General features: G+C 36.8%; 25 protein-coding genes. 23 read left to right on the top strand and 2 right to left on the bottom strand.

Going from position 1 to position 16,711, the window contains the following annotated elements; all coding sequences use genetic code 11:
• Positions 1 to 459 precede the first annotated feature (459 nt).
• The 7 genes from J3P37_RS22325 to J3P37_RS22295 all read left to right on the top strand — a co-directional run bounded on the left by J3P37_RS22325 (position 460) and on the right by J3P37_RS22295 (position 5,195).
• Complete coding sequence (locus J3P37_RS22325) at positions 460 to 1,032, top strand: hypothetical protein (RefSeq protein WP_256014222.1); 573 nt, start codon at positions 460 to 462, stop codon at positions 1,030 to 1,032.
• Positions 1,033 to 1,619: 587 nt separating this feature from the next.
• Positions 1,620 to 2,042 (top strand): DUF4348 domain-containing protein, encoded by a 423-nt coding sequence (locus tag J3P37_RS22320; protein WP_256014219.1) that lies wholly within the window; start codon positions 1,620 to 1,622, stop codon positions 2,040 to 2,042.
• Between the two features lie 288 nt (positions 2,043 to 2,330).
• Entirely contained in the window at positions 2,331 to 2,810 is a 480-nt protein-coding gene (locus J3P37_RS22315) for a hypothetical protein (RefSeq protein ID WP_256014216.1), read from the top strand.
• 176 nt (positions 2,811 to 2,986) lie between these two features.
• Positions 2,987 to 3,502, top strand: coding sequence for a hypothetical protein (locus J3P37_RS22310; RefSeq protein ID WP_256014213.1), 516 nt, complete (start codon positions 2,987 to 2,989; stop codon positions 3,500 to 3,502).
• A gap of 30 nt (positions 3,503 to 3,532) precedes the next feature.
• Positions 3,533 to 3,820 carry a DUF4265 domain-containing protein gene (locus J3P37_RS22305; RefSeq protein ID WP_256014211.1) on the top strand — a complete coding sequence of 96 codons (288 nt, stop codon included), beginning with the start codon at positions 3,533 to 3,535 and terminating at the stop codon, positions 3,818 to 3,820.
• 131 nt (positions 3,821 to 3,951) lie between these two features.
• Entirely contained in the window at positions 3,952 to 4,347 is a 396-nt protein-coding gene (locus J3P37_RS22300; protein ID WP_256014208.1) for a hypothetical protein, read from the top strand.
• A gap of 248 nt (positions 4,348 to 4,595) precedes the next feature.
• Positions 4,596 to 5,195 carry a hypothetical protein gene (locus J3P37_RS22295; RefSeq protein WP_256014206.1) on the top strand — a complete coding sequence of 200 codons (600 nt, stop codon included), beginning with the start codon at positions 4,596 to 4,598 and terminating at the stop codon, positions 5,193 to 5,195.
• Between the two features lie 306 nt (positions 5,196 to 5,501).
• On the opposite strand, the gene J3P37_RS23190 is transcribed toward J3P37_RS22295, so the two are convergent.
• Positions 5,502 to 5,711 carry a DUF5808 domain-containing protein gene (locus J3P37_RS23190; RefSeq protein WP_369414111.1) on the bottom strand — a complete coding sequence of 70 codons (210 nt, stop codon included), beginning with the start codon at positions 5,709 to 5,711 and terminating at the stop codon, positions 5,502 to 5,504.
• Positions 5,712 to 5,859: 148 nt separating this feature from the next.
• On the opposite strand from J3P37_RS23190, the gene J3P37_RS22290 reads away from it, so the two are divergent.
• From J3P37_RS22290 to J3P37_RS22270, 5 genes are all read left to right on the top strand, one after another.
• Positions 5,860 to 6,273 carry a hypothetical protein gene (locus tag J3P37_RS22290; RefSeq protein ID WP_256014203.1) on the top strand — a complete coding sequence of 138 codons (414 nt, stop codon included), beginning with the start codon at positions 5,860 to 5,862 and terminating at the stop codon, positions 6,271 to 6,273.
• A 40-nt stretch (positions 6,274 to 6,313) separates the two neighbouring features.
• Positions 6,314 to 6,955: a DNA alkylation repair protein gene (locus J3P37_RS22285; RefSeq protein ID WP_256014200.1), complete on the top strand. Its 642-nt coding sequence runs from the start codon at positions 6,314 to 6,316 to the stop codon at positions 6,953 to 6,955.
• Between the two features lie 149 nt (positions 6,956 to 7,104).
• Complete coding sequence (locus J3P37_RS22280; RefSeq protein WP_256014197.1) at positions 7,105 to 7,527, top strand: hypothetical protein; 423 nt, start codon at positions 7,105 to 7,107, stop codon at positions 7,525 to 7,527.
• A gap of 108 nt (positions 7,528 to 7,635) precedes the next feature.
• Entirely contained in the window at positions 7,636 to 8,436 is an 801-nt protein-coding gene (locus tag J3P37_RS22275; RefSeq protein ID WP_256014194.1) for a lipid II flippase Amj family protein, read from the top strand.
• 55 nt (positions 8,437 to 8,491) lie between these two features.
• Positions 8,492 to 9,292: a GNAT family N-acetyltransferase gene (locus J3P37_RS22270; protein WP_256014191.1), complete on the top strand. Its 801-nt coding sequence runs from the start codon at positions 8,492 to 8,494 to the stop codon at positions 9,290 to 9,292.
• Positions 9,293 to 9,476: 184 nt separating this feature from the next.
• Here the strand turns inward: J3P37_RS22270 and J3P37_RS22265 are convergent, their stop codons facing one another.
• Positions 9,477 to 9,653 carry a hypothetical protein gene (locus J3P37_RS22265; RefSeq protein ID WP_256014188.1) on the bottom strand — a complete coding sequence of 59 codons (177 nt, stop codon included), beginning with the start codon at positions 9,651 to 9,653 and terminating at the stop codon, positions 9,477 to 9,479.
• A 104-nt stretch (positions 9,654 to 9,757) separates the two neighbouring features.
• Here J3P37_RS22265 and J3P37_RS22260 point away from each other — a divergent pair, with 104 nt between their 5' ends.
• The 11 genes from J3P37_RS22260 to J3P37_RS22210 all read left to right on the top strand — a co-directional run bounded on the left by J3P37_RS22260 (position 9,758) and on the right by J3P37_RS22210 (position 16,619).
• Positions 9,758 to 10,090 (top strand): hypothetical protein, encoded by a 333-nt coding sequence (locus J3P37_RS22260; RefSeq protein WP_256014185.1) that lies wholly within the window; start codon positions 9,758 to 9,760, stop codon positions 10,088 to 10,090.
• A 274-nt stretch (positions 10,091 to 10,364) separates the two neighbouring features.
• Complete coding sequence (locus J3P37_RS22255) at positions 10,365 to 10,826, top strand: hypothetical protein (RefSeq protein ID WP_256014182.1); 462 nt, start codon at positions 10,365 to 10,367, stop codon at positions 10,824 to 10,826.
• A gap of 97 nt (positions 10,827 to 10,923) precedes the next feature.
• Positions 10,924 to 11,319 (top strand): hypothetical protein, encoded by a 396-nt coding sequence (locus J3P37_RS22250; protein ID WP_256014180.1) that lies wholly within the window; start codon positions 10,924 to 10,926, stop codon positions 11,317 to 11,319.
• Between the two features lie 146 nt (positions 11,320 to 11,465).
• Positions 11,466 to 12,071, top strand: coding sequence for an RDD family protein (locus J3P37_RS22245; RefSeq protein ID WP_256014179.1), 606 nt, complete (start codon positions 11,466 to 11,468; stop codon positions 12,069 to 12,071).
• A gap of 520 nt (positions 12,072 to 12,591) precedes the next feature.
• Positions 12,592 to 13,128 (top strand): hypothetical protein, encoded by a 537-nt coding sequence (locus J3P37_RS22240; protein ID WP_256014178.1) that lies wholly within the window; start codon positions 12,592 to 12,594, stop codon positions 13,126 to 13,128.
• A gap of 67 nt (positions 13,129 to 13,195) precedes the next feature.
• Positions 13,196 to 13,690, top strand: a complete 495-nt coding sequence (locus J3P37_RS22235; protein ID WP_256014177.1) for a hypothetical protein — start codon at positions 13,196 to 13,198, stop codon at positions 13,688 to 13,690.
• 57 nt (positions 13,691 to 13,747) lie between these two features.
• A complete protein-coding gene (locus J3P37_RS22230) occupies positions 13,748 to 14,062 on the top strand; it encodes a hypothetical protein (RefSeq protein WP_256014176.1) in 315 nt (104 codons plus the stop codon).
• Positions 14,063 to 14,560: 498 nt separating this feature from the next.
• Positions 14,561 to 15,121 (top strand): hypothetical protein, encoded by a 561-nt coding sequence (locus J3P37_RS22225; protein WP_256014174.1) that lies wholly within the window; start codon positions 14,561 to 14,563, stop codon positions 15,119 to 15,121.
• A gap of 5 nt (positions 15,122 to 15,126) precedes the next feature.
• Positions 15,127 to 15,972, top strand: a complete 846-nt coding sequence (locus J3P37_RS22220) for a hypothetical protein (RefSeq protein WP_256014171.1) — start codon at positions 15,127 to 15,129, stop codon at positions 15,970 to 15,972.
• A gap of 3 nt (positions 15,973 to 15,975) precedes the next feature.
• The gene (locus J3P37_RS22215; RefSeq protein ID WP_256014169.1) at positions 15,976 to 16,152 is read left to right on the top strand and encodes a hypothetical protein; all 177 of its coding nucleotides are present in this window, start codon (positions 15,976 to 15,978) and stop codon (positions 16,150 to 16,152) included.
• Between the two features lie 2 nt (positions 16,153 to 16,154).
• Positions 16,155 to 16,619: a hypothetical protein gene (locus J3P37_RS22210; RefSeq protein WP_256014166.1), complete on the top strand. Its 465-nt coding sequence runs from the start codon at positions 16,155 to 16,157 to the stop codon at positions 16,617 to 16,619.
• The last annotated feature ends 92 nt before the right edge of the window (positions 16,620 to 16,711 follow it).

The raw sequence follows: 16,711 nt of genomic DNA, 5'->3' as shown, positions 1-16,711 counted from the left end.
AAGATTTAAGCTAAAACTGCATTTTCTCCGGTTTTGAATCTAAACTGGTAAAATTGATGATTTGATATAATGGAGTGAAATACCACATGAGCCATCCTGATGCTTATTATAAACGCTTCAGAAATTTTATGACCTGATATATTAAAAGGTAAAATCTTCTATCATTGATCTCCAAAACAGGTCAAATTTCAACGATGGCTAATTTTGAAGCATATACCTTTTAATAGGAACCAGCAGGATTAAACCCAAATTACATATATGCCATTTTATCTAAAACTTACGTCACACCTGAATTTACAAAGTACACGTATAATCAATAAAGGAATCCAATTAAGTGCGGACAAAAAATTTTATAGGCAAATCAATCACCAACACCTACATTTATATTTCTATTTTAGCAATACATACATCCGGTTGCGGATACAAGTTATTTAGATAATCGTAAAACCTATAAATTAAGTGATAGACTTTGGAAGACGATATGAAATTCTGAACTCATTACCAGCTTATGGACCAATGTACATTCCTGTAAGCGAAAGTGGCGAACCTTATTATTCCGAAGGCTATCCCGTTCGTCTGTACAAATCAGACGGAACAGATTGGGTTGCCAACTTTAAACCAGGTTGGTCTGAACTAGCGGAAGTATTTGAACTTAATGACACATCAAATCTTTTGGTAGTTGCATATGGACAGTGTTATATTATGGACCCAGAAGAAAACAAACCAATTTCCGCTTTCGGAGGCGCTTATGCTGCAGCATTTATAACTCAAGATAGACGGGTTGTACTACAAGACGAAACTGGCTTAACGGTAGTCGACTCAAGCGGCCAATACTGGCATTCTGAAAGGATATCTTGGGATGGGCTGAAGGTCTTAAAAGTTGAAGGAAATCTTGTAACAGGAATTGCGTTCGACCCGATGTTTGATTCTGATGAATGGGTTGACTTTACATATGACATTGACTCCAACATACTGATTGGCGGAAGCTATGGTAAAACCGTAAAGAAACAGAATTGGTGGAGATTTTGGTAGAAGAGATTAAGACATTGTACGACTGGACACCTTAAAAGAACTGATATTATAGAGATAAACAAAAGTTTCCAATTAAGATGCACTGCCTGACACGTTAATCTATTAAAAGGTAAACATTCATCCTCTTTCTGCCCTGTCTCATTAACTATTATGGAAATCGCAATCATATACATAATCCTACTTATTCCATACATCCTAACCTACTGCATTTTAGGCAGATACTTAAAACAATATATTCAAACAGCTTTAAATTATTCTGTAGTAGCTCTTGCAACTTCTTTTTCTCTTTACATCTATAATGGCGTCATATTCATTTCTAAAGATATGATTAACGGGCAGCCAGAAACTGCAGTGAGGATCTTAGCTTACTGGGCGATTTGCCTATGTACTATAGCGATTCCCATTATATTTGTATTGACCCTCATCCTGTCAATAAGATTTTGGATAAGGAGAAAGAATAAAGATCTAAATAATCGCCATCATACATAACGGTACTTAGATCGGACAATAAATAACGTTACGCTCCCATGAAACTAAGGAACCACATTTTATTTTGTATCATCATCACAATTATAGGTTGCAACAGCATGTCAAAAAAAGCTGATAAGGCAGTTATAAAACCATCTACTAAATCTTCGGCTCCTTCAACAAAGATGCCTTCAGTTGCCATCCCATCTAATGTCGATGCCGACTTTGAGACATTTTTAACCTATTTTAATTCGGATTCCACTTTTCAAGTTTCCAGGATAAGCTTTCCTTTAAAAGTAAAAGAAACCGATGCTGACTTCGAATTAAAAGAGCATGTCATTGAACAGGCGACTTTTAGGAGAATGGATTTCACCTATGATAAACACGATCTGAATAGAGAGTATGATCAAAGTTTTACTATTAAAAAAGACAAGGCGACAGTTGAGATAAGAGGGATTGAGAATGGAATTTTCGCCGATTACAACTTTGAAAAGAAAAACGGCAAATGGATGCTGATAACATGCACAGACTCATCAACTTAAAATGAAACCGGACATTTTCTTTAAAAACATCATCTTATAGAGGTAGGATACAAAGTGTTCTGTTATTCTGTTTGAATAACACCTTTTTATTAAAAGATAAAAATCCTCACTTTCGCAATCTAAACAGTCAAAAGCGAGGCAGTTAAACGACAATATCAACCTTTTAATAAGATAGATGAACCCACCATCGAAATCTGTATATTATTTCTATTTTAGCAGTGTTTCCGCACATATGCGTAGCCGCTCATTAGTGGCAAATTTTACTGGACGACGACATCATAAAAAATAATGAAGACATTACTTTCGATTCTACTTTTAACATTTTCAATTACAAATTTGCTTGGACAGAGTAATTTTCCGACGACTAAAGCAAACGACAAATCTTTTCCGACAAATATTCAAGAAGGGAGCATTACGGAACTTAAAAAGTTTGACGGAAAAGTAGTCGCATTCAATGGAACTATTGATAACATTGAAAATAGCAGGAACAATACGCCATTTTACAGACTTAAAATTAGTGAGGGTAATTATTTGTGGACGGTCTTAATGTTTAAGAACGAAACAAATAAAATTGGTGACAAAGTAAGAGTTGTTGGGTATTTAGGACCCGCCGAACCAAATAAAAAAGAGAAAAAATATTTAGACGGAGAATTTATGGTCATTGCCTTTGGACTTATTGACTTTGAAAATTCAAACTTTCTATTTTTGAGCGGTGCAGAACAGCAAAAGCAAGAGTGGATAGACGGAAAGATACCAAGCGCCAAATAAAAGCTGCCACTAACACACAGTTTGCACTATTTTGCCTGCCTCTTATTCCTTATTTTCTTCACAATCAAGTCTATATGATTGCTGTTTCATCTTATCCACAATCGCGGCAAAACAGCACATGCCTTCTAGCAGTTCGCCATACCAGACCCTTAATAAAGATCTCCAATTGATAATAAATGAAACAGAAGCTATCGTATTATTTTCCTGCCATCACCACAGTTTCTGGGACTGTACTGGCAGTTCTAGCATGGACTTTATATAAGGATACAATTCTTAGTTCTAAAATTCCTTTATTAATATGGTTTCTATTCGGCGCAGTAGTGACATCTATCCATTACTTGTTCAGTAGGGAATATTTCAATCTCAGGCGTTTGTTAGGACGTTATTTTATATATACAATTTCATATGGAGGTTGTGGATTATATTTATTTATAGGTACAAATTACTATATGCCTGCTGATGGGATCTCTAAGGTTATTAAGGCAAAAATTGTCTGCACTGGCTATAAATACAAAACCGGGCGAAACTTTCCGTATGCTGTTATTCAAATACATGATGTAGATAAACAACTTTCGTTCAACCCAAACATAGATATTAAGGACTATAATTTTGTTTTATTGACTGTGAAAGAGGGATTTCTGGGATTTGATGTGATTAATAATAAGACATTGGCAACAAATTACAATAGATGACGTGAATTCTCAATTATCATTTTACAGGAAGTGGTTGATGAGAATGAAGGGTATTACAAACTCGATAATATTCCATTCTTCGTTACAGGCTTTGCGATGGAGGACATTGTTAAAGCAATTAAGGTTGATGATGGATTCCCCAAAGTAACTGAGCTTGTGAAGGAATCAGGCAATAGTACCATTAATATCATCTTCTTAAGTAATGAAGAGCCATACAAAAGTGAAATCTTAATAAGCCTCACTGACATGGGTACTGAATATGAAGGAATGGAAACTGTAGTATCCGGCTATTACTCACTCAATATCCCTAAGATGTAGATTACAGCACTATACATAGGTTCTTATCTGGAGAAAATGAAAAACTGGACTTTCGAGAAGCCTGTATAGGAAATCTGTTGTAATAACTGGTTAATTTATATAAATTCCTCCTTCAAATTATATTATATGCAATGACAGAATATCCAAAAGTAAAAGACCCAGGCCTGGTAGGAACTTATCCAGCATTAGTTAAATCTGGAGGAGGATATGTGTGGGACGAAGTTTTAGAATATAGAGTGTGGTGCCATTCATCCGATGAAGATGACTACTATTATGTGTTTGACACATGTGAGGAGGCTTTGAAGTTTTCAAATGCCACTCAAGGTGCAGAAGAACCGTTAGCTCTGGTATTACAAGAAGAGTATATTAATGAACCACAGCCTGGTAAATACGAACACATAAAAGCTGCAAGAATGACTGAATGGCCTGTAGAACTTCTAAGCCGACCTAAACGAACGACCAACACTATTCCGGATTTCCTTTCACCTGACGCTCCAACTAATCGTTTAGATATAATTCGTGGATAGCAAGGTAAACGTCGAAAGTATGTGTATTTTAACAACGTTTCATATGCAAAACGCTTTGAGAAGAATGAGGTTTGATATTCTTAAAGACAGAGACAAGCCTATTTGGAGGATATATACAGCGAGATTTGAACCAAAGACACAACGGCAGCCTTGAAAAGTGGATCCACTAACAATATAACGCTTATTGGTACATATTTTATGCTTTCGCACAACCCATCTTACGCTGAAATTAAAATGTTGACTACGCTATGAAAGAACTTCTTTTAATATTTTCAATAATGATCCACCTTCCCAGCTTTGCACAGTCCGGAGCAAACACGCATAATTTCAGCCACAAAATAATGGAAGTTCGAGGTGATTTGAACAAAGACAATCTAGCAGACAAGGTTATTATAACCCAGGACACCATACACGAAAACGCACCTTACAGATTGCAGATATTCTTTATGGAGCATAAAGAGCAATTCAAGCTCGTTGTTTCTGCAATCAATATTATTGAGCCTCAATATCCTGACGGCAGAGATGGTTACAGCACAGGAAACAGTTTTTCTGAAGTTGTCATCAAAAACGGAGTTTTGAGCATAAGAGCTGAATTGCTACGTGGGAATTATGAGCATAAATTCAGATTTCAAAATGGCAATTTCGAACTAATTGGTTATTCAATGGCTAATTCTGACGGTAAAGGTGTGTTTACAACAATAGACTTTAACCTGTCGACAGGAATTAGGATGGAGAAGACAGAGCGATATGACACAGACAAAGTACTAAGCAACACAAAAAGGAAAATACTGATAAGACCATTACCGAAATTGCAAGACGTTGTGCCGATGGAAAATGAACTATATTAAATAGTGCTGCTATTATCAGGATAATAACAAAATCATATACGGTAATGGGTATCTCATGTTATTACCTTCAAATTGATTTCAAATATTTAGACCGGACTTTTAAGAATGCACAGAAATTGGCAATTAAGAGCGTACAACATTTGGCAACAAAAGTACACAGTTGTACAAAGTATATTTCCTTTGTTAAGATCAAAAAATAATTTTTCTATTCTCATCCGGTAGCTTTTCCCAGTTAGGCCCCCAACACTCACCTTACCATCTGATAGCTAAACATCTACTATCTAGAGCATAAAAAACCGCTTAGCGTCAGCTACTTGAAAAAATCAACGATATCAGAATTATTAAAACCGGAAACAGCAGCAAGAAGAGTAAAGGATACCAAGCTTTTCGATGTGCAAAATTGAAAGTTTGACCTATGCCGAATCGTTTATCAACAAATAGAGATGGGTCATCTGGGTTGTAATACAATAATCCCCATTTCCAGTGCTTGCTGTCGTAGTTGCCATGGTTTTTCATTCTTAGTAAAGTTAAGATTTAATCAATTCAATCTCAAACACTACTTTACCCTCTGTTGCGGCTTAGAAGGGAGTAAAATGAAACACCTAATAACTATATTTATAGTAGTTTTTTATCAGCACTCTTTGGTACACACTGAAATTTATCTATGAAGTATCCCATAACAGCAAAGGATGTTAAAAATGAAATTTTAATTTCATCTGATAGCTCTGGCGATTTAAGGATCAAGCAGCTAATAACGATCTTAGCCAATGCTGCTAGTGAAATAATAGTAGAGGGAGTAATCCGGGTTATTGAAACGGAAGGTCGACCAAATTCCTTTAGAGATCAGGAATTAGCAGCACAAATACTTGCAGAAGTTAAACCTAAAACACCGAAAAGCCTTGATGAGGTTCTGAAACGAGCGCTTAAAAACTGGAACAAAAGCGTAAAGCAATTTTTACTCTGGCTTCAAGAGGACTACGGTGTTGAGGCTTTAAACACGGAACTCCAGCAGTCGCAGGAAACGGATAAAGTAAACACAATGAAATGGTGGCTTGGTATAAGCCAAAGCAGTGGATAAATGGAGTTCCGAAATTTTTCTTTAATTAATATCTTTAACCATGAAACTCTCTTCACATGCTGAAAACATTTTGGCTCAAATCAATACTAAAGCTAAGTTAGGGGACTTGCGGAAAATTGCTAAGGATATAAAAAAAGATCACGAGCTAGCTATGGAACTGTGGTCTACCGGGAGATTTCTGCCCAGGCAATTGGCCATCTTGATTATGGACAACAAGCTTCTTTCTGAAGATTTGATTAATAAGCTGGATAAGGATATGCAGTCTCACCCATTTGGTGAGCGAAATCAGCTTATGGATTGGCTGATGGCCAATCAACTTACTAAGGACAAAAAGACAATTACACTGGTTCAATCTTGGAAAAACAGTCTTTCTTCACTTCAAAGACGCATTTATTGGTACTACCAAGCAAGACTAAGATGGACAGGACAAACACCCCCAGAAAATACCACCGACTTACTTTCAGCAATTGAGACCAGTATTGCTACGGAAGAGCCTGAGGTTCAATGGGCCATGAATTTCACTGCTGGTTGGATCGGGGTTTATGAAAAACAGTATCGCAATCGTTGTGTCGCTCTTGGCGAGAAAACAGGTCTTTACAAAGGTGAAATGGTATCAAAAGGGTGTACTCCTAATTATCTGCCCGAGTTCATTGCGATAGAAAGCAACAAACGAAATATATAAATCACAACACATACTCCAAAAAACACATTGCTATAAAAGTCACTTATCAGCAAAGAATATTGAATTCCAAAAAGTTTACTAACTTTAACCATCCTACTTTTGGCTTCCTGCTTCAGCTATGGGCAATATTCGTAAAATTTCAAACAAAAATGAGATTTAAGACACTTCTCTTATCAGCAGCCCTACTCACCGTTTTAAACTCTGCTTATGGTCAAACCAAATCGACAAAAGAATTGAAAGAAAACGCTTTTTTCAGTCAGCTCATTGAACTCAAGGAATTTAAAATTGAAGATAAAAGGGCTGACTCACTGAAAAAGGCCGGATCAGACCTCGCAATAGCTATAGATATAATTGAAGAATCTCCATTTTCCGAGGATAGTTTGAAAAATTATGCCGTAGGATTCATAAAATATGATTTAGGTCCTCTTGACCTTATACTGTACGAAGTTAAATTCGATAAGGGAACAAAGAAGATTGCTACTATAGAGAAAATTTATAATGAAGCTGACTTAAAAGGGTATGGGCTTTCCGGGGCGCACGACTTATTCTTGCAAGATTCTAAGAAAGATTAACCATGACAGTAAAAATCTCATACATAAAACATTAGCTTCCAGGCCATTTTAAAGCCGGAATAATATTTACATTGTCACAATCTTCACACTTTCGCACCTTGATCAAATATGACTACCGCAATAGTAATCGTCATCATCCTCACCCTCGTAATTAATATAATTACGACAGTATCTTACTCTGTGAGGGTAGTTGGAATTCGGACTGGTAAAATTGCTATCTCGTTTGCTCTATTTAACATCTTGGTATTGATTTCCCGGACAGCTAATGGGTTTCAGGCCCCTTTGTTAGCGAAGATGGCGGAAGATGATATCAAAATTGGAATACTGGCTAATGTAGGGCCATTTAGATATATAATACTTTCCTGCACTCTTGGAACGGTGGTTGGGGCGTTCCTTATCCCTTCCTTTCAAAGGCTGCTGTCTAAAGCTGTAATGAACTTTAGTATTTATAAGTCAATTCCCAGGCTATTAATACATGGGTTTTCCAAAAATGGGATTCATTATTTCAGAGAAAGCCTGACAATTCCTGTCAAAGAGAATATAACCCAGATAAAAATTAACAGAGAATTTCCATGGAGGATCTTCATACTTAATATAATTGCGGTTGCGATTTTAACAATCGGAGTATTGTCTGCCGTCTACGCAGCTTATATTAATCCAGATTATAGAACAACGGCCAGTAACCTCTCTGCAGTTATCAATGGTCTTGCCACAATCCTAATGTTTATGTTTATTGATCCGCATCTATCGGTTATGACTGACGATGTGGTAGATGGAAAGTGTTCCGAAACTACATTTAGGAGATACATTATTTATATGGTGGCTGCAAGGCTTGTAGGCACATTGATAGCACAATTAGCATTTATTCCCTGTGCGGAATTGTTAGGCTTCATTGCCGGAAGAATGTAATTTAATTCAGTTCCAAGCAACCGTGTGCGATCCAAGCTACGATAAATTCTATAAAATGATCATACAGACCTTAGAACAGAGCGACATACCTCTGATCACCGAACTGCAGCCGGCAGACTGGCCGGACATCATACCAGTCATTGACTTTTATACAAAATCAAGTTTTTGTTTTCCCATTAAAGCGATAATTAACAAAGCAATAGTTGGCATCGGGGCAGCAATAATTCATAACAACGTTGCCTGGTTGGCGCACATTATTGTTCATCCCGATACCAGAAACCAGGGCATCGGTAGATTAATCACACAAACCCTAATTAGCGGATCGCAGGGAAGAAATTGCAAAACCATCTATCTTATTGCGACAGAACAGGGAGGGCGAGTTTACGACAAACTTGGCTTTGAATGCGAAACAGAATATTTGCTTTTTAAGGACGTCAAAGTGGATGGAAGTTTTACACCTTCCGAAAATATTGTTGCTTATACGGACAGCTTGAAAACGCAGATCTCCAATTTAGACAAACAAGTTTCCGGTGAAGACAGAATGTTTCAACACAAGGAACATCTACCGAATAGCTTCGTGTATTTACAAAACAACATTGTCCAGGGCTGCTATATGCCAACATTTAGAGAAGGTTTGATAACGGCAAACACCACTTCTGCTGGAATAGAACTAATGAAATTAAGATTGACGACAAAGCGAAACGCTGCTTTTCCAATTAACAATCTCGCTGCCAAAGAATTTATGTACGAACATTATTTCAAAGAATTCAACACAGCTAAACGGATGAGATTGGGAATAAAAAGACCTTGGCAACCGGCGAATATCTACAACAGAATTGGAGGGAATCTGGGATAAGTTACCGGCTTAAATTTAATTGAAACAATAGTATTCAGCAAAACTTACAAGCTTGCTTCAAACCTTATTTCTCCGGCTAACAGGCACCCTGTGTATGTCTATTTTTACATTGTTCACTTCGATTGCTCAAAGTGAAACAACTGTATTAACGAACTCGATCAAACGTTGGCAGGCAATTTAATGACTAACTAACCGATTGCTCAATTCCCTGATCATACACCAGCTCGCTTTCATCAAATAACCTATCCCTCCCATTGTCTAAAGAAACGACAACCTTCTCACCTTCCTGATATGGAAATGCTACATAACCTGTCTGACCTGTCGCAATAACTTTAACTTTTGATAATACCTTGAATAACATACCCACTTATCTTAAGTAAACTAGTAAACTTGAAGAACAAAGTTAGTAAATGATTTTAAAATACTAAAAATATTAGTAATATTGCTTTGGTAAATCTTTATAATATGGACATTGAAATAGTAGTAGAAGACCTTATTCAACACCTTAAAAATTGGTTTAACAGTAGCGATAAGACCAAGATAAATGACCGATATAAGGCGGATTCAATAACTATTCAGCAGGATTGGATAATCATCAACGTTGACTATATTAATTCAACTTATAGCACCTATTTCAAACGGGAGTCATTCTACAAGAATGCAGAGTTGTTATCCAAGAAGATTGTAGAAATCGCAAAAGAATGGATGAAGGCTAATGAAGTCCAGGTATATCACCTAAAGTTTAAGATAATTAAGCAGGGTGCAGAATTTCCAAGGCAAGGACTAATCAGGGTTTGAAAGGAAAAGTTAAATCAATAAAAATGCCAGCAGTACCTCTACCGCTAGCTAACCTAAACCTTATCACAATTTACTTGTGTTGGTTCAAAGATAGTAATTGACAGGTAATTAAGTACATATTAGTTGCTTCACGGAATAAGAAGTTTTTATGCTTTTTATTACTTTGGTGCAGAATTAACCTGATATGCCTTTACAGCCCCACATCAATTCTAAAATATCTAGTCAATATAAAATGACCTTCCTAATCCAATCTGATACGACAAAAAGACTTTATATGACTGTAAACATTTGCATCATGTTATTTACTTTTATGTGGGTTATTTTATTTATTCTTCAGTTATTTAATGGCTCAACAACTGACCTTATGAGCGTTTACTTAATGCTTTTTAGTGCTCCTGTTTTAATAATTGGTTTGATATGCGCTGTATTAACTTCCATCTTTAATAAGATTGTTGAAGTCTCTGAAGATCAAGTGGGACAGCTTATTTTAAACATCGATGAAAATGACTATCAAAAAGGAGACCTTGACAATATAAAAGCTGACAACAACTTTATCCTGGTGAATAATTTTAGGCATGAAATCAATGATATTGAAGCATTAACGTTGCTTGAAATCGCAAAAGACAAAGAGATTGAAATTAAATTAATTCAGCAGGCAGGCCTTATAGGCCTAGACCAAAATCCAAAAGGGTTGTTTAATGCCTGCATGGATTCTTTATGGAGTGTGTCTCGCTAAAAGTAACTGGCATCCGATTTTAAGTAAAATTGTTTTATCTCGCATAGTCAAAGAAAATGCATCGAGCAGTTTTAAGAATCATAGCTTCAGTATTGATATGAAATTAGTTCCCACCATTTTAAGTATGATAGACATTAATCCATCGTTGAAATATCAGTGGAAGAAATCAGATTATCTGGTGGTCAACTCAACGACTACTGGTAAAAGTCTTGAGGTCTTATTCTGGGATAAAGAGAATACTCTTTATTTTGAAAGTTGGCACTGGCATTATCAAAATGAAATCGAGGATGAAGATTTAACCAATACAATACTTGATCTAATAACGAATAAAGCAACGCTGAAGATTGTAAAAAGAGGAGAAAGGATCATCCGTAATGAACTTGAATTCCAATATGACGTTGAAAATATTAGGCCGGCTTTAACCACCGGTTTTTTAAATCTGAATTTAAGAGGCAGCAATGAGTTTGAATATCAAAAGATAATCTTTACATGATACTAAAATATTGGATGCATTATGATTTTCGACAGATATTAAGAAGAGGGTTATAGACCCTTTAATAACTGTCGAAGTAATTAACTTATTTCAGAGAAGTTTATATATTAGCTTTTGTAGATTATATCCCAAACTTGACTTAATCGATGCTAGTTCAAAAACTTATACTTAACCCCATTTCAAAAGCCTACCTTAAGCAAACTAAAAAGTTCTTCTTTTTAAACCGAAGACTAAAATCAATTGTAGCTGATTTTCTATTTACGCTGGCTGTCTTTGTTCCGTTTTTGATTGTTTCAATGATACCAATGTGGTTCTCCGGAATAAAGGAAGATCCAGGAACCAAAGCATTTGATCTAAATTACGTTATCTTCTTCATTCCTTATACACTTTTAATCGTTGCTCTACTAAATAAGGATTTTTATAGAGGGAAGAGTGTGGCAAAAAGATTTTATGGCTATCAAATTATAGACATTAAATCCAATAATATTGCAAGTCCGCTAAAGTGTATGACAAGAAACATAACTATGGTTATTTGGCCTATCGAGGTAATAGCTGCGTGGGTTAATCCTAAAAGGAGATTGGGAGATTTTATTGCTGGAACCAAATTGATAGATGTAGATTCAGAGCCTCTAGAAACCCTTCTGCATGATATGGATGCTCCAGCGAAATATGAGGGCAAAACAAAGCTTATTTTTCTATCTTTAATTACTGCAATTCTTTTTAACCTTTTTGTCGTTTTTCCAATGTTATAAATACAGCTGGCTCTCTCCTGACATAAACCAAAATACTCAAAAAATTTTTCAAGCCTCTATCTTCATACCTACCCCACTACCTCTTCAAAGAGAAGTGATTTACTTTAGGAGGCTAACTACAGGTCCTTCAAAGTCAAATTCAATTTCTAGAACCGATTCTTGAGAGTATCGACCGTTTGCACACTGCTCTGCTTAATCCCCGTACGTTGATCTTGAGGAAAATGAATTAATATATCTGTCTTTACCATACAGAGCCTGGCTACCATCCCTTAAAAAAATCTCCAAACTCAAATCTTCCAAATTTTAGTCTTAACCTAAAGACATAGCGCCTAATCTGGCAGCAATTCTAACCACTTTTCAATCCCTTTGATTCAATTCATTCTCTGAATTTTTAAAAAATCCATCAGGAGTCCAGGATCAACACACTTTCTCACTATCATCTCAGCCAGTCACTTACAAACATCCACACTTTACTTATTAAAAGGTATACGTCTACCTTTTAATTAATCAGCTTAACCACATGAAGAAATCATCCAGAATCAAAATATTTGAAGAATACAGGTACATCCCTAAAGAACCACCTCAAGACACGCCACCAGTTCAAGTCTACAGATCTAAACCAAACTTCAAGAAAGCAGAAGCTATCGCCAGTGAAGAGTTTCGACATCGCAACTTCCTTATCAGACAGTACTACTACCGGACTTTAAAAGAAATCAAACAGTTGATCCAGTATTTACCTGAAGAATCAGACCGCTTAGTCTACGAACGATGCAGAAGAGCTGAGAAGGGTAATGAAGAGAATGTTCATGATTTCTTTAGTCCTCAGATCCGGTTTCACCTGATATGTCACTATGATCTGCAATATTATATTCACTATACTATAGGTGACAGCAGCCTAAAAGAACCACTTACAAAGATGCTCCGGTACCGAACATCTTCATTTTATAACATGGTGCACGTCACACTGCAACCGGATTTCAACACCTATTACCACAATGTGATCGACTATCAGAAAGATCACATCCACATACTACCGTTTGGTAAAGCACATTATTAAGCCAGTTCGTCTGGCTTTTTTGATTTCAGCTCACATACAATCAATCCATCACTTTAAATCTTTTATTATGACCGTAAAAACTCAGGATCAATCTGTTCAGCTTACACAAAACCTGGAAGCCAGAAACAAAGAAGTTGACAAGGCTTACAACCTTATCCTTCAGTCTACTAAAACGCTACTCTCTCCGTTTGACAGCAAGAAGTACAGAACCATTATTCATGTGGATCACAGCAAATCCGGGAAAGAAACCACCTTATTAAAGGAGTGTCTCTGTTTCTTCTGGAACATCACACTTGCTACTAACAGAGCTGGCTACCGGATGATCTACTTCAACTATGACGAAGAAGCTTTTGCAAGGTTTGGAGCCAGGCTTTATAACCGAGCTGTGAGGCTAATCTTCAAGCATACCATGTTTGAGGCTACTAAAATCAACATTGAGGACAGCATCCGGGTAAGTCTGGAAGGATTACAAGTCCAGAAGTTCTTCATCAACCGACTGGCAAACGGAGAAAATGACTTCATCGCATTCGATATCGAAGAGAAAGCAAACATTCAGGAATAACATTACAAGGAGGGCTCAGCAGCCCTCTTTTCATTTACACACTTCTTAACCCTGCAAATGGTACACATTGAATTCTATGTTTTCATCATTCCAAAGATGCTTCTTGCAATGAAATATCCTGGAGGCATTGAGCAGTTCAAGCAAGACATCCCTAATCACACCTACCAGGAGGATGATCAGATTGCTACTGCAAGATTTCTCAGGAGCCAGGACTTATTTCACTTTATAAATACAGTGGAGGAGAAAGGTCTACACTTCGATGACCAGGATATCTACTCAGAAGACTTCGCTGTCTATTCCTTCATTGGATTCTTATGGGAGTGCAACTGGCTACAAACCAACCTTTATCAAATCTGGCTGAAAGGCTCTTAATTAAATCTCTAATCAATACATTATGTCAACATCAGATTACTCAGAAGAGGCTTTAGAAGCTGTCTGGAACATTGTCGATTCATTCTTCGACTTCGATTAAACACAAGGCTCACTTTGGTGGGCCTTACTCTGGCTTTCTACCTTTTAATTTAAAAGGTAAATATTTTCACTGATCATTCTACAATTCTGTTGAATAGTTCTTAATTTTACACAATTGAAGCGGAGGTAACAGGCAAAACAGTATTATCACGATTACATATTACTTAAAATCAAAATATAAGCGTTAAGCTTTATTTGCTCTTGCATTTGAAACCTAGGAAATTTCAACGGAAACAAGGCGAATAAGTTCAATGCCCATGCGATAAGCGTGGGTACTGGCTTGTTTGTTGTTTCCAGGGCTTCCTAGGGCCTCAAATGCACAAATTAAGTTCAGTCCTGCGCTTATTGTGTATATAAACCTACCGAAGAAAGGGACTATTCGGTTCTTATCATAACTTAATGTCTAAGCGTCTCATATCAATTACCTTTCTAGTTATAGGACTAGTTTCAACCTCAAGTGCTCAAAAGCTTACGAACGACAATCTTCTAAAACTATATTCTTATCTGGTAGATGCTGTGGCTGGCCCTAAATCTCAGATCAAGACCTTCACCGTTAACTCCTTTAACCACTATCTCTCTGGCAAAAGTAAAAATTGGCAGACCGCTAAGGCAGATGAATTCATTTCCGATAGTGGTGAATCGTGGAACCATGTTAACTATGTTGTAAATGATGAACTTCGAGCCTTTCTTTCGGTCCGTTTTGAAGCATCTGATAATGGCATTAAACCATCATTAGCCTATTTCACACCTTTTTATGCTGAGTACCATACTAGCTTATCTCAAATTTCTAGAGTTGGAAAGTTCATCAAGCAAACAAAGAATGACTTAAACGGTATTGATAAGCTTTATTCTGTATATGGGATGAAGTTTCGTTACTCAACCTTTCCTGTCAGAAAAGATAGTTTCAAACTGGGTGGAAAACCTGTGCAACTCTATAAGATAACTATATTCAACGACTGATGGAGATGAGGAAGGTATCAGAATATCTTGGAACTGCACTGGTAATTGGACTCGGCTTGTACTTTGGGTTTGGTGGTACAGGGAGCAAGCTAATGAATCTCTTTCAAAGCAAACCTTACCTGGAACTTACGGGCTCCAGTCCTTATGATCTTCATATCTCTGAATTTGATTGGGGATACGGTCGAGTAGAATTTAATAAGTTCAGCGGTGATTTCAAAAAGCTTGATGAAAAGGTATTTGATTTGTTAGAAGGTAAAAATGGCACCGTAAGCGTCTACCTTTTAAATAGTCAGAAGGATCAATATGGTAAGATCCAGGATACCAGTGTCTATATTGGAGATATCGACCTGCTGGAACTGAACAAATACGAGGATTGGGAGTACTGGCACAATAGTGCTGGTATTAAATCTCTCCTTTATAAAAAGTTCGTTGAAAAGAAAGAAAGTGGGACAGACTCCACGGCTGTCGAATACGTACCGTTAACAACCTCAAGTAATCCAGAACCAGCAGCACAGCAGCCACAAATACCAGAGAAAGAGGTAAAAACATTTAGTCTTGAACAAACAGACCTCTACCCTGATCCTGCTGATAGAGCCAATCAAGATTATCAGACTTATACTCAACCTATCTCCGGAACCATTAAATATGCTGATTTCTATCATGGGGTTTTGGAAGTAAACGGTGATGACGGTGAGCTTTATGCTTTGCGGTTATTGCCAGATAACCTGCCAACTTCTCTCAAAAGTGACGTGAGGTATTTTATGAAAGCTGGAAATAGAATCTGGTGTGTATGCACGGTTGCAGGAGCAAGAGAACTAGTAATCGTACAGGTAAAATTCACTGAAGGATAAACTATGTTTCAAGGACTTATAGCATTTATTGTTATCGGAGCCATTATTGGACTGATAACTAAAGGATCCAAAGGAGCTGGTGAGGGAGCTATCGGTGGATTTGCAACCTTTGTTGCTATCGCTTCCAGTTTAGCCATTCCAATTATTGTCGTATTACTTTTTATTAAAGCCTGCTCTTAAGAATGAAGTATTATCTTTTAGAAAGCAATCTGCTTGAAGAACAGAAACGAAAGAACAGGCAGATGGAAGAATCTTATGCATACATCATTGAATTTGTAAAAAGGGTTTCTGATTCTCTAGATGATAAACGGCTAAGAACCAGGATAGAAATAAACCATAAACATCATCCTGATACGGTTGCATCCATTCACGAATGCATCACACCCTACTGCGTTGTTTCTTTAGGAGCAGATGAGACCGGCTATTATAACATTGTTTATTCCATCAATTATCAAGCTACAGAACTGATAGGAGAATATACCTTAAGTGCTTTGGTACGAGGGATTAACAGGTACATGATGGATGGATATACCAATGAAGGAATAGAACACCGGGTTAGGATCAACAGCTTAGCTATGGATATAGTACCGATATTTAATCAGTTGTTGGAGATTGGTGAGAATGATTGGACCAGGATCATGAATTAGACTAAGAGGCTGTCTCAAAAGGATAGCCTCTTTTTTATTTTGCTAGATTTTCGTATTTTAAAGGCATGGGAACGACGCCTGTTTTTAAGCCA

Origin of the sequence: Desertivirga xinjiangensis (assembly GCF_024436435.1) — a bacterium.
In the GTDB taxonomy this organism is placed as follows: domain Bacteria; phylum Bacteroidota; class Bacteroidia; order Sphingobacteriales; family Sphingobacteriaceae; genus Desertivirga; species Desertivirga xinjiangensis.
Note: the sequence above shows the minus strand (reverse complement) of the source record. Positions and strands in the feature narration are given on the sequence as shown.

What these genes read in the sequence shown, in the direction of transcription:
- J3P37_RS22320 (WP_256014219.1), top strand. Translation starts at nt 1,620, where the DNA reads ATGTCAAAAAAAGCTGATAAGGCAGTTATAAAACCATCTACTAAATCT.
- J3P37_RS22315 (WP_256014216.1), top strand. Translation starts at nt 2,331, where the DNA reads ATGAAGACATTACTTTCGATTCTACTTTTAACATTTTCAATTACAAAT.
- J3P37_RS22310 (WP_256014213.1), top strand. Translation starts at nt 2,987, where the DNA reads ATGAAACAGAAGCTATCGTATTATTTTCCTGCCATCACCACAGTTTCT.
- J3P37_RS22300 (WP_256014208.1), top strand. Translation starts at nt 3,952, where the DNA reads ATGACAGAATATCCAAAAGTAAAAGACCCAGGCCTGGTAGGAACTTAT.
- J3P37_RS22295 (WP_256014206.1), top strand. Translation starts at nt 4,596, where the DNA reads ATGAAAGAACTTCTTTTAATATTTTCAATAATGATCCACCTTCCCAGC.
- J3P37_RS23190 (WP_369414111.1), bottom strand. Translation starts at nt 5,711, where the DNA reads ATGAAAAACCATGGCAACTACGACAGCAAGCACTGGAAATGGGGATTA.
- J3P37_RS22290 (WP_256014203.1), top strand. Translation starts at nt 5,860, where the DNA reads ATGAAGTATCCCATAACAGCAAAGGATGTTAAAAATGAAATTTTAATT.
- J3P37_RS22285 (WP_256014200.1), top strand. Translation starts at nt 6,314, where the DNA reads ATGAAACTCTCTTCACATGCTGAAAACATTTTGGCTCAAATCAATACT.
- J3P37_RS22280 (WP_256014197.1), top strand. Translation starts at nt 7,105, where the DNA reads ATGAGATTTAAGACACTTCTCTTATCAGCAGCCCTACTCACCGTTTTA.
- J3P37_RS22275 (WP_256014194.1), top strand. Translation starts at nt 7,636, where the DNA reads ATGACTACCGCAATAGTAATCGTCATCATCCTCACCCTCGTAATTAAT.
- J3P37_RS22270 (WP_256014191.1), top strand. Translation starts at nt 8,492, where the DNA reads ATGATCATACAGACCTTAGAACAGAGCGACATACCTCTGATCACCGAA.
- J3P37_RS22265 (WP_256014188.1), bottom strand. Translation starts at nt 9,653, where the DNA reads ATGTTATTCAAGGTATTATCAAAAGTTAAAGTTATTGCGACAGGTCAG.
- J3P37_RS22260 (WP_256014185.1), top strand. Translation starts at nt 9,758, where the DNA reads ATGGACATTGAAATAGTAGTAGAAGACCTTATTCAACACCTTAAAAAT.
- J3P37_RS22255 (WP_256014182.1), top strand. Translation starts at nt 10,365, where the DNA reads ATGACTGTAAACATTTGCATCATGTTATTTACTTTTATGTGGGTTATT.
- J3P37_RS22250 (WP_256014180.1), top strand. Translation starts at nt 10,924, where the DNA reads ATGAAATTAGTTCCCACCATTTTAAGTATGATAGACATTAATCCATCG.
- J3P37_RS22245 (WP_256014179.1), top strand. Translation starts at nt 11,466, where the DNA reads ATGCTAGTTCAAAAACTTATACTTAACCCCATTTCAAAAGCCTACCTT.
- J3P37_RS22240 (WP_256014178.1), top strand. Translation starts at nt 12,592, where the DNA reads ATGAAGAAATCATCCAGAATCAAAATATTTGAAGAATACAGGTACATC.
- J3P37_RS22235 (WP_256014177.1), top strand. Translation starts at nt 13,196, where the DNA reads ATGACCGTAAAAACTCAGGATCAATCTGTTCAGCTTACACAAAACCTG.
- J3P37_RS22230 (WP_256014176.1), top strand. Translation starts at nt 13,748, where the DNA reads ATGGTACACATTGAATTCTATGTTTTCATCATTCCAAAGATGCTTCTT.
- J3P37_RS22225 (WP_256014174.1), top strand. Translation starts at nt 14,561, where the DNA reads ATGTCTAAGCGTCTCATATCAATTACCTTTCTAGTTATAGGACTAGTT.
- J3P37_RS22220 (WP_256014171.1), top strand. Translation starts at nt 15,127, where the DNA reads ATGAGGAAGGTATCAGAATATCTTGGAACTGCACTGGTAATTGGACTC.
- J3P37_RS22215 (WP_256014169.1), top strand. Translation starts at nt 15,976, where the DNA reads ATGTTTCAAGGACTTATAGCATTTATTGTTATCGGAGCCATTATTGGA.
- J3P37_RS22210 (WP_256014166.1), top strand. Translation starts at nt 16,155, where the DNA reads ATGAAGTATTATCTTTTAGAAAGCAATCTGCTTGAAGAACAGAAACGA.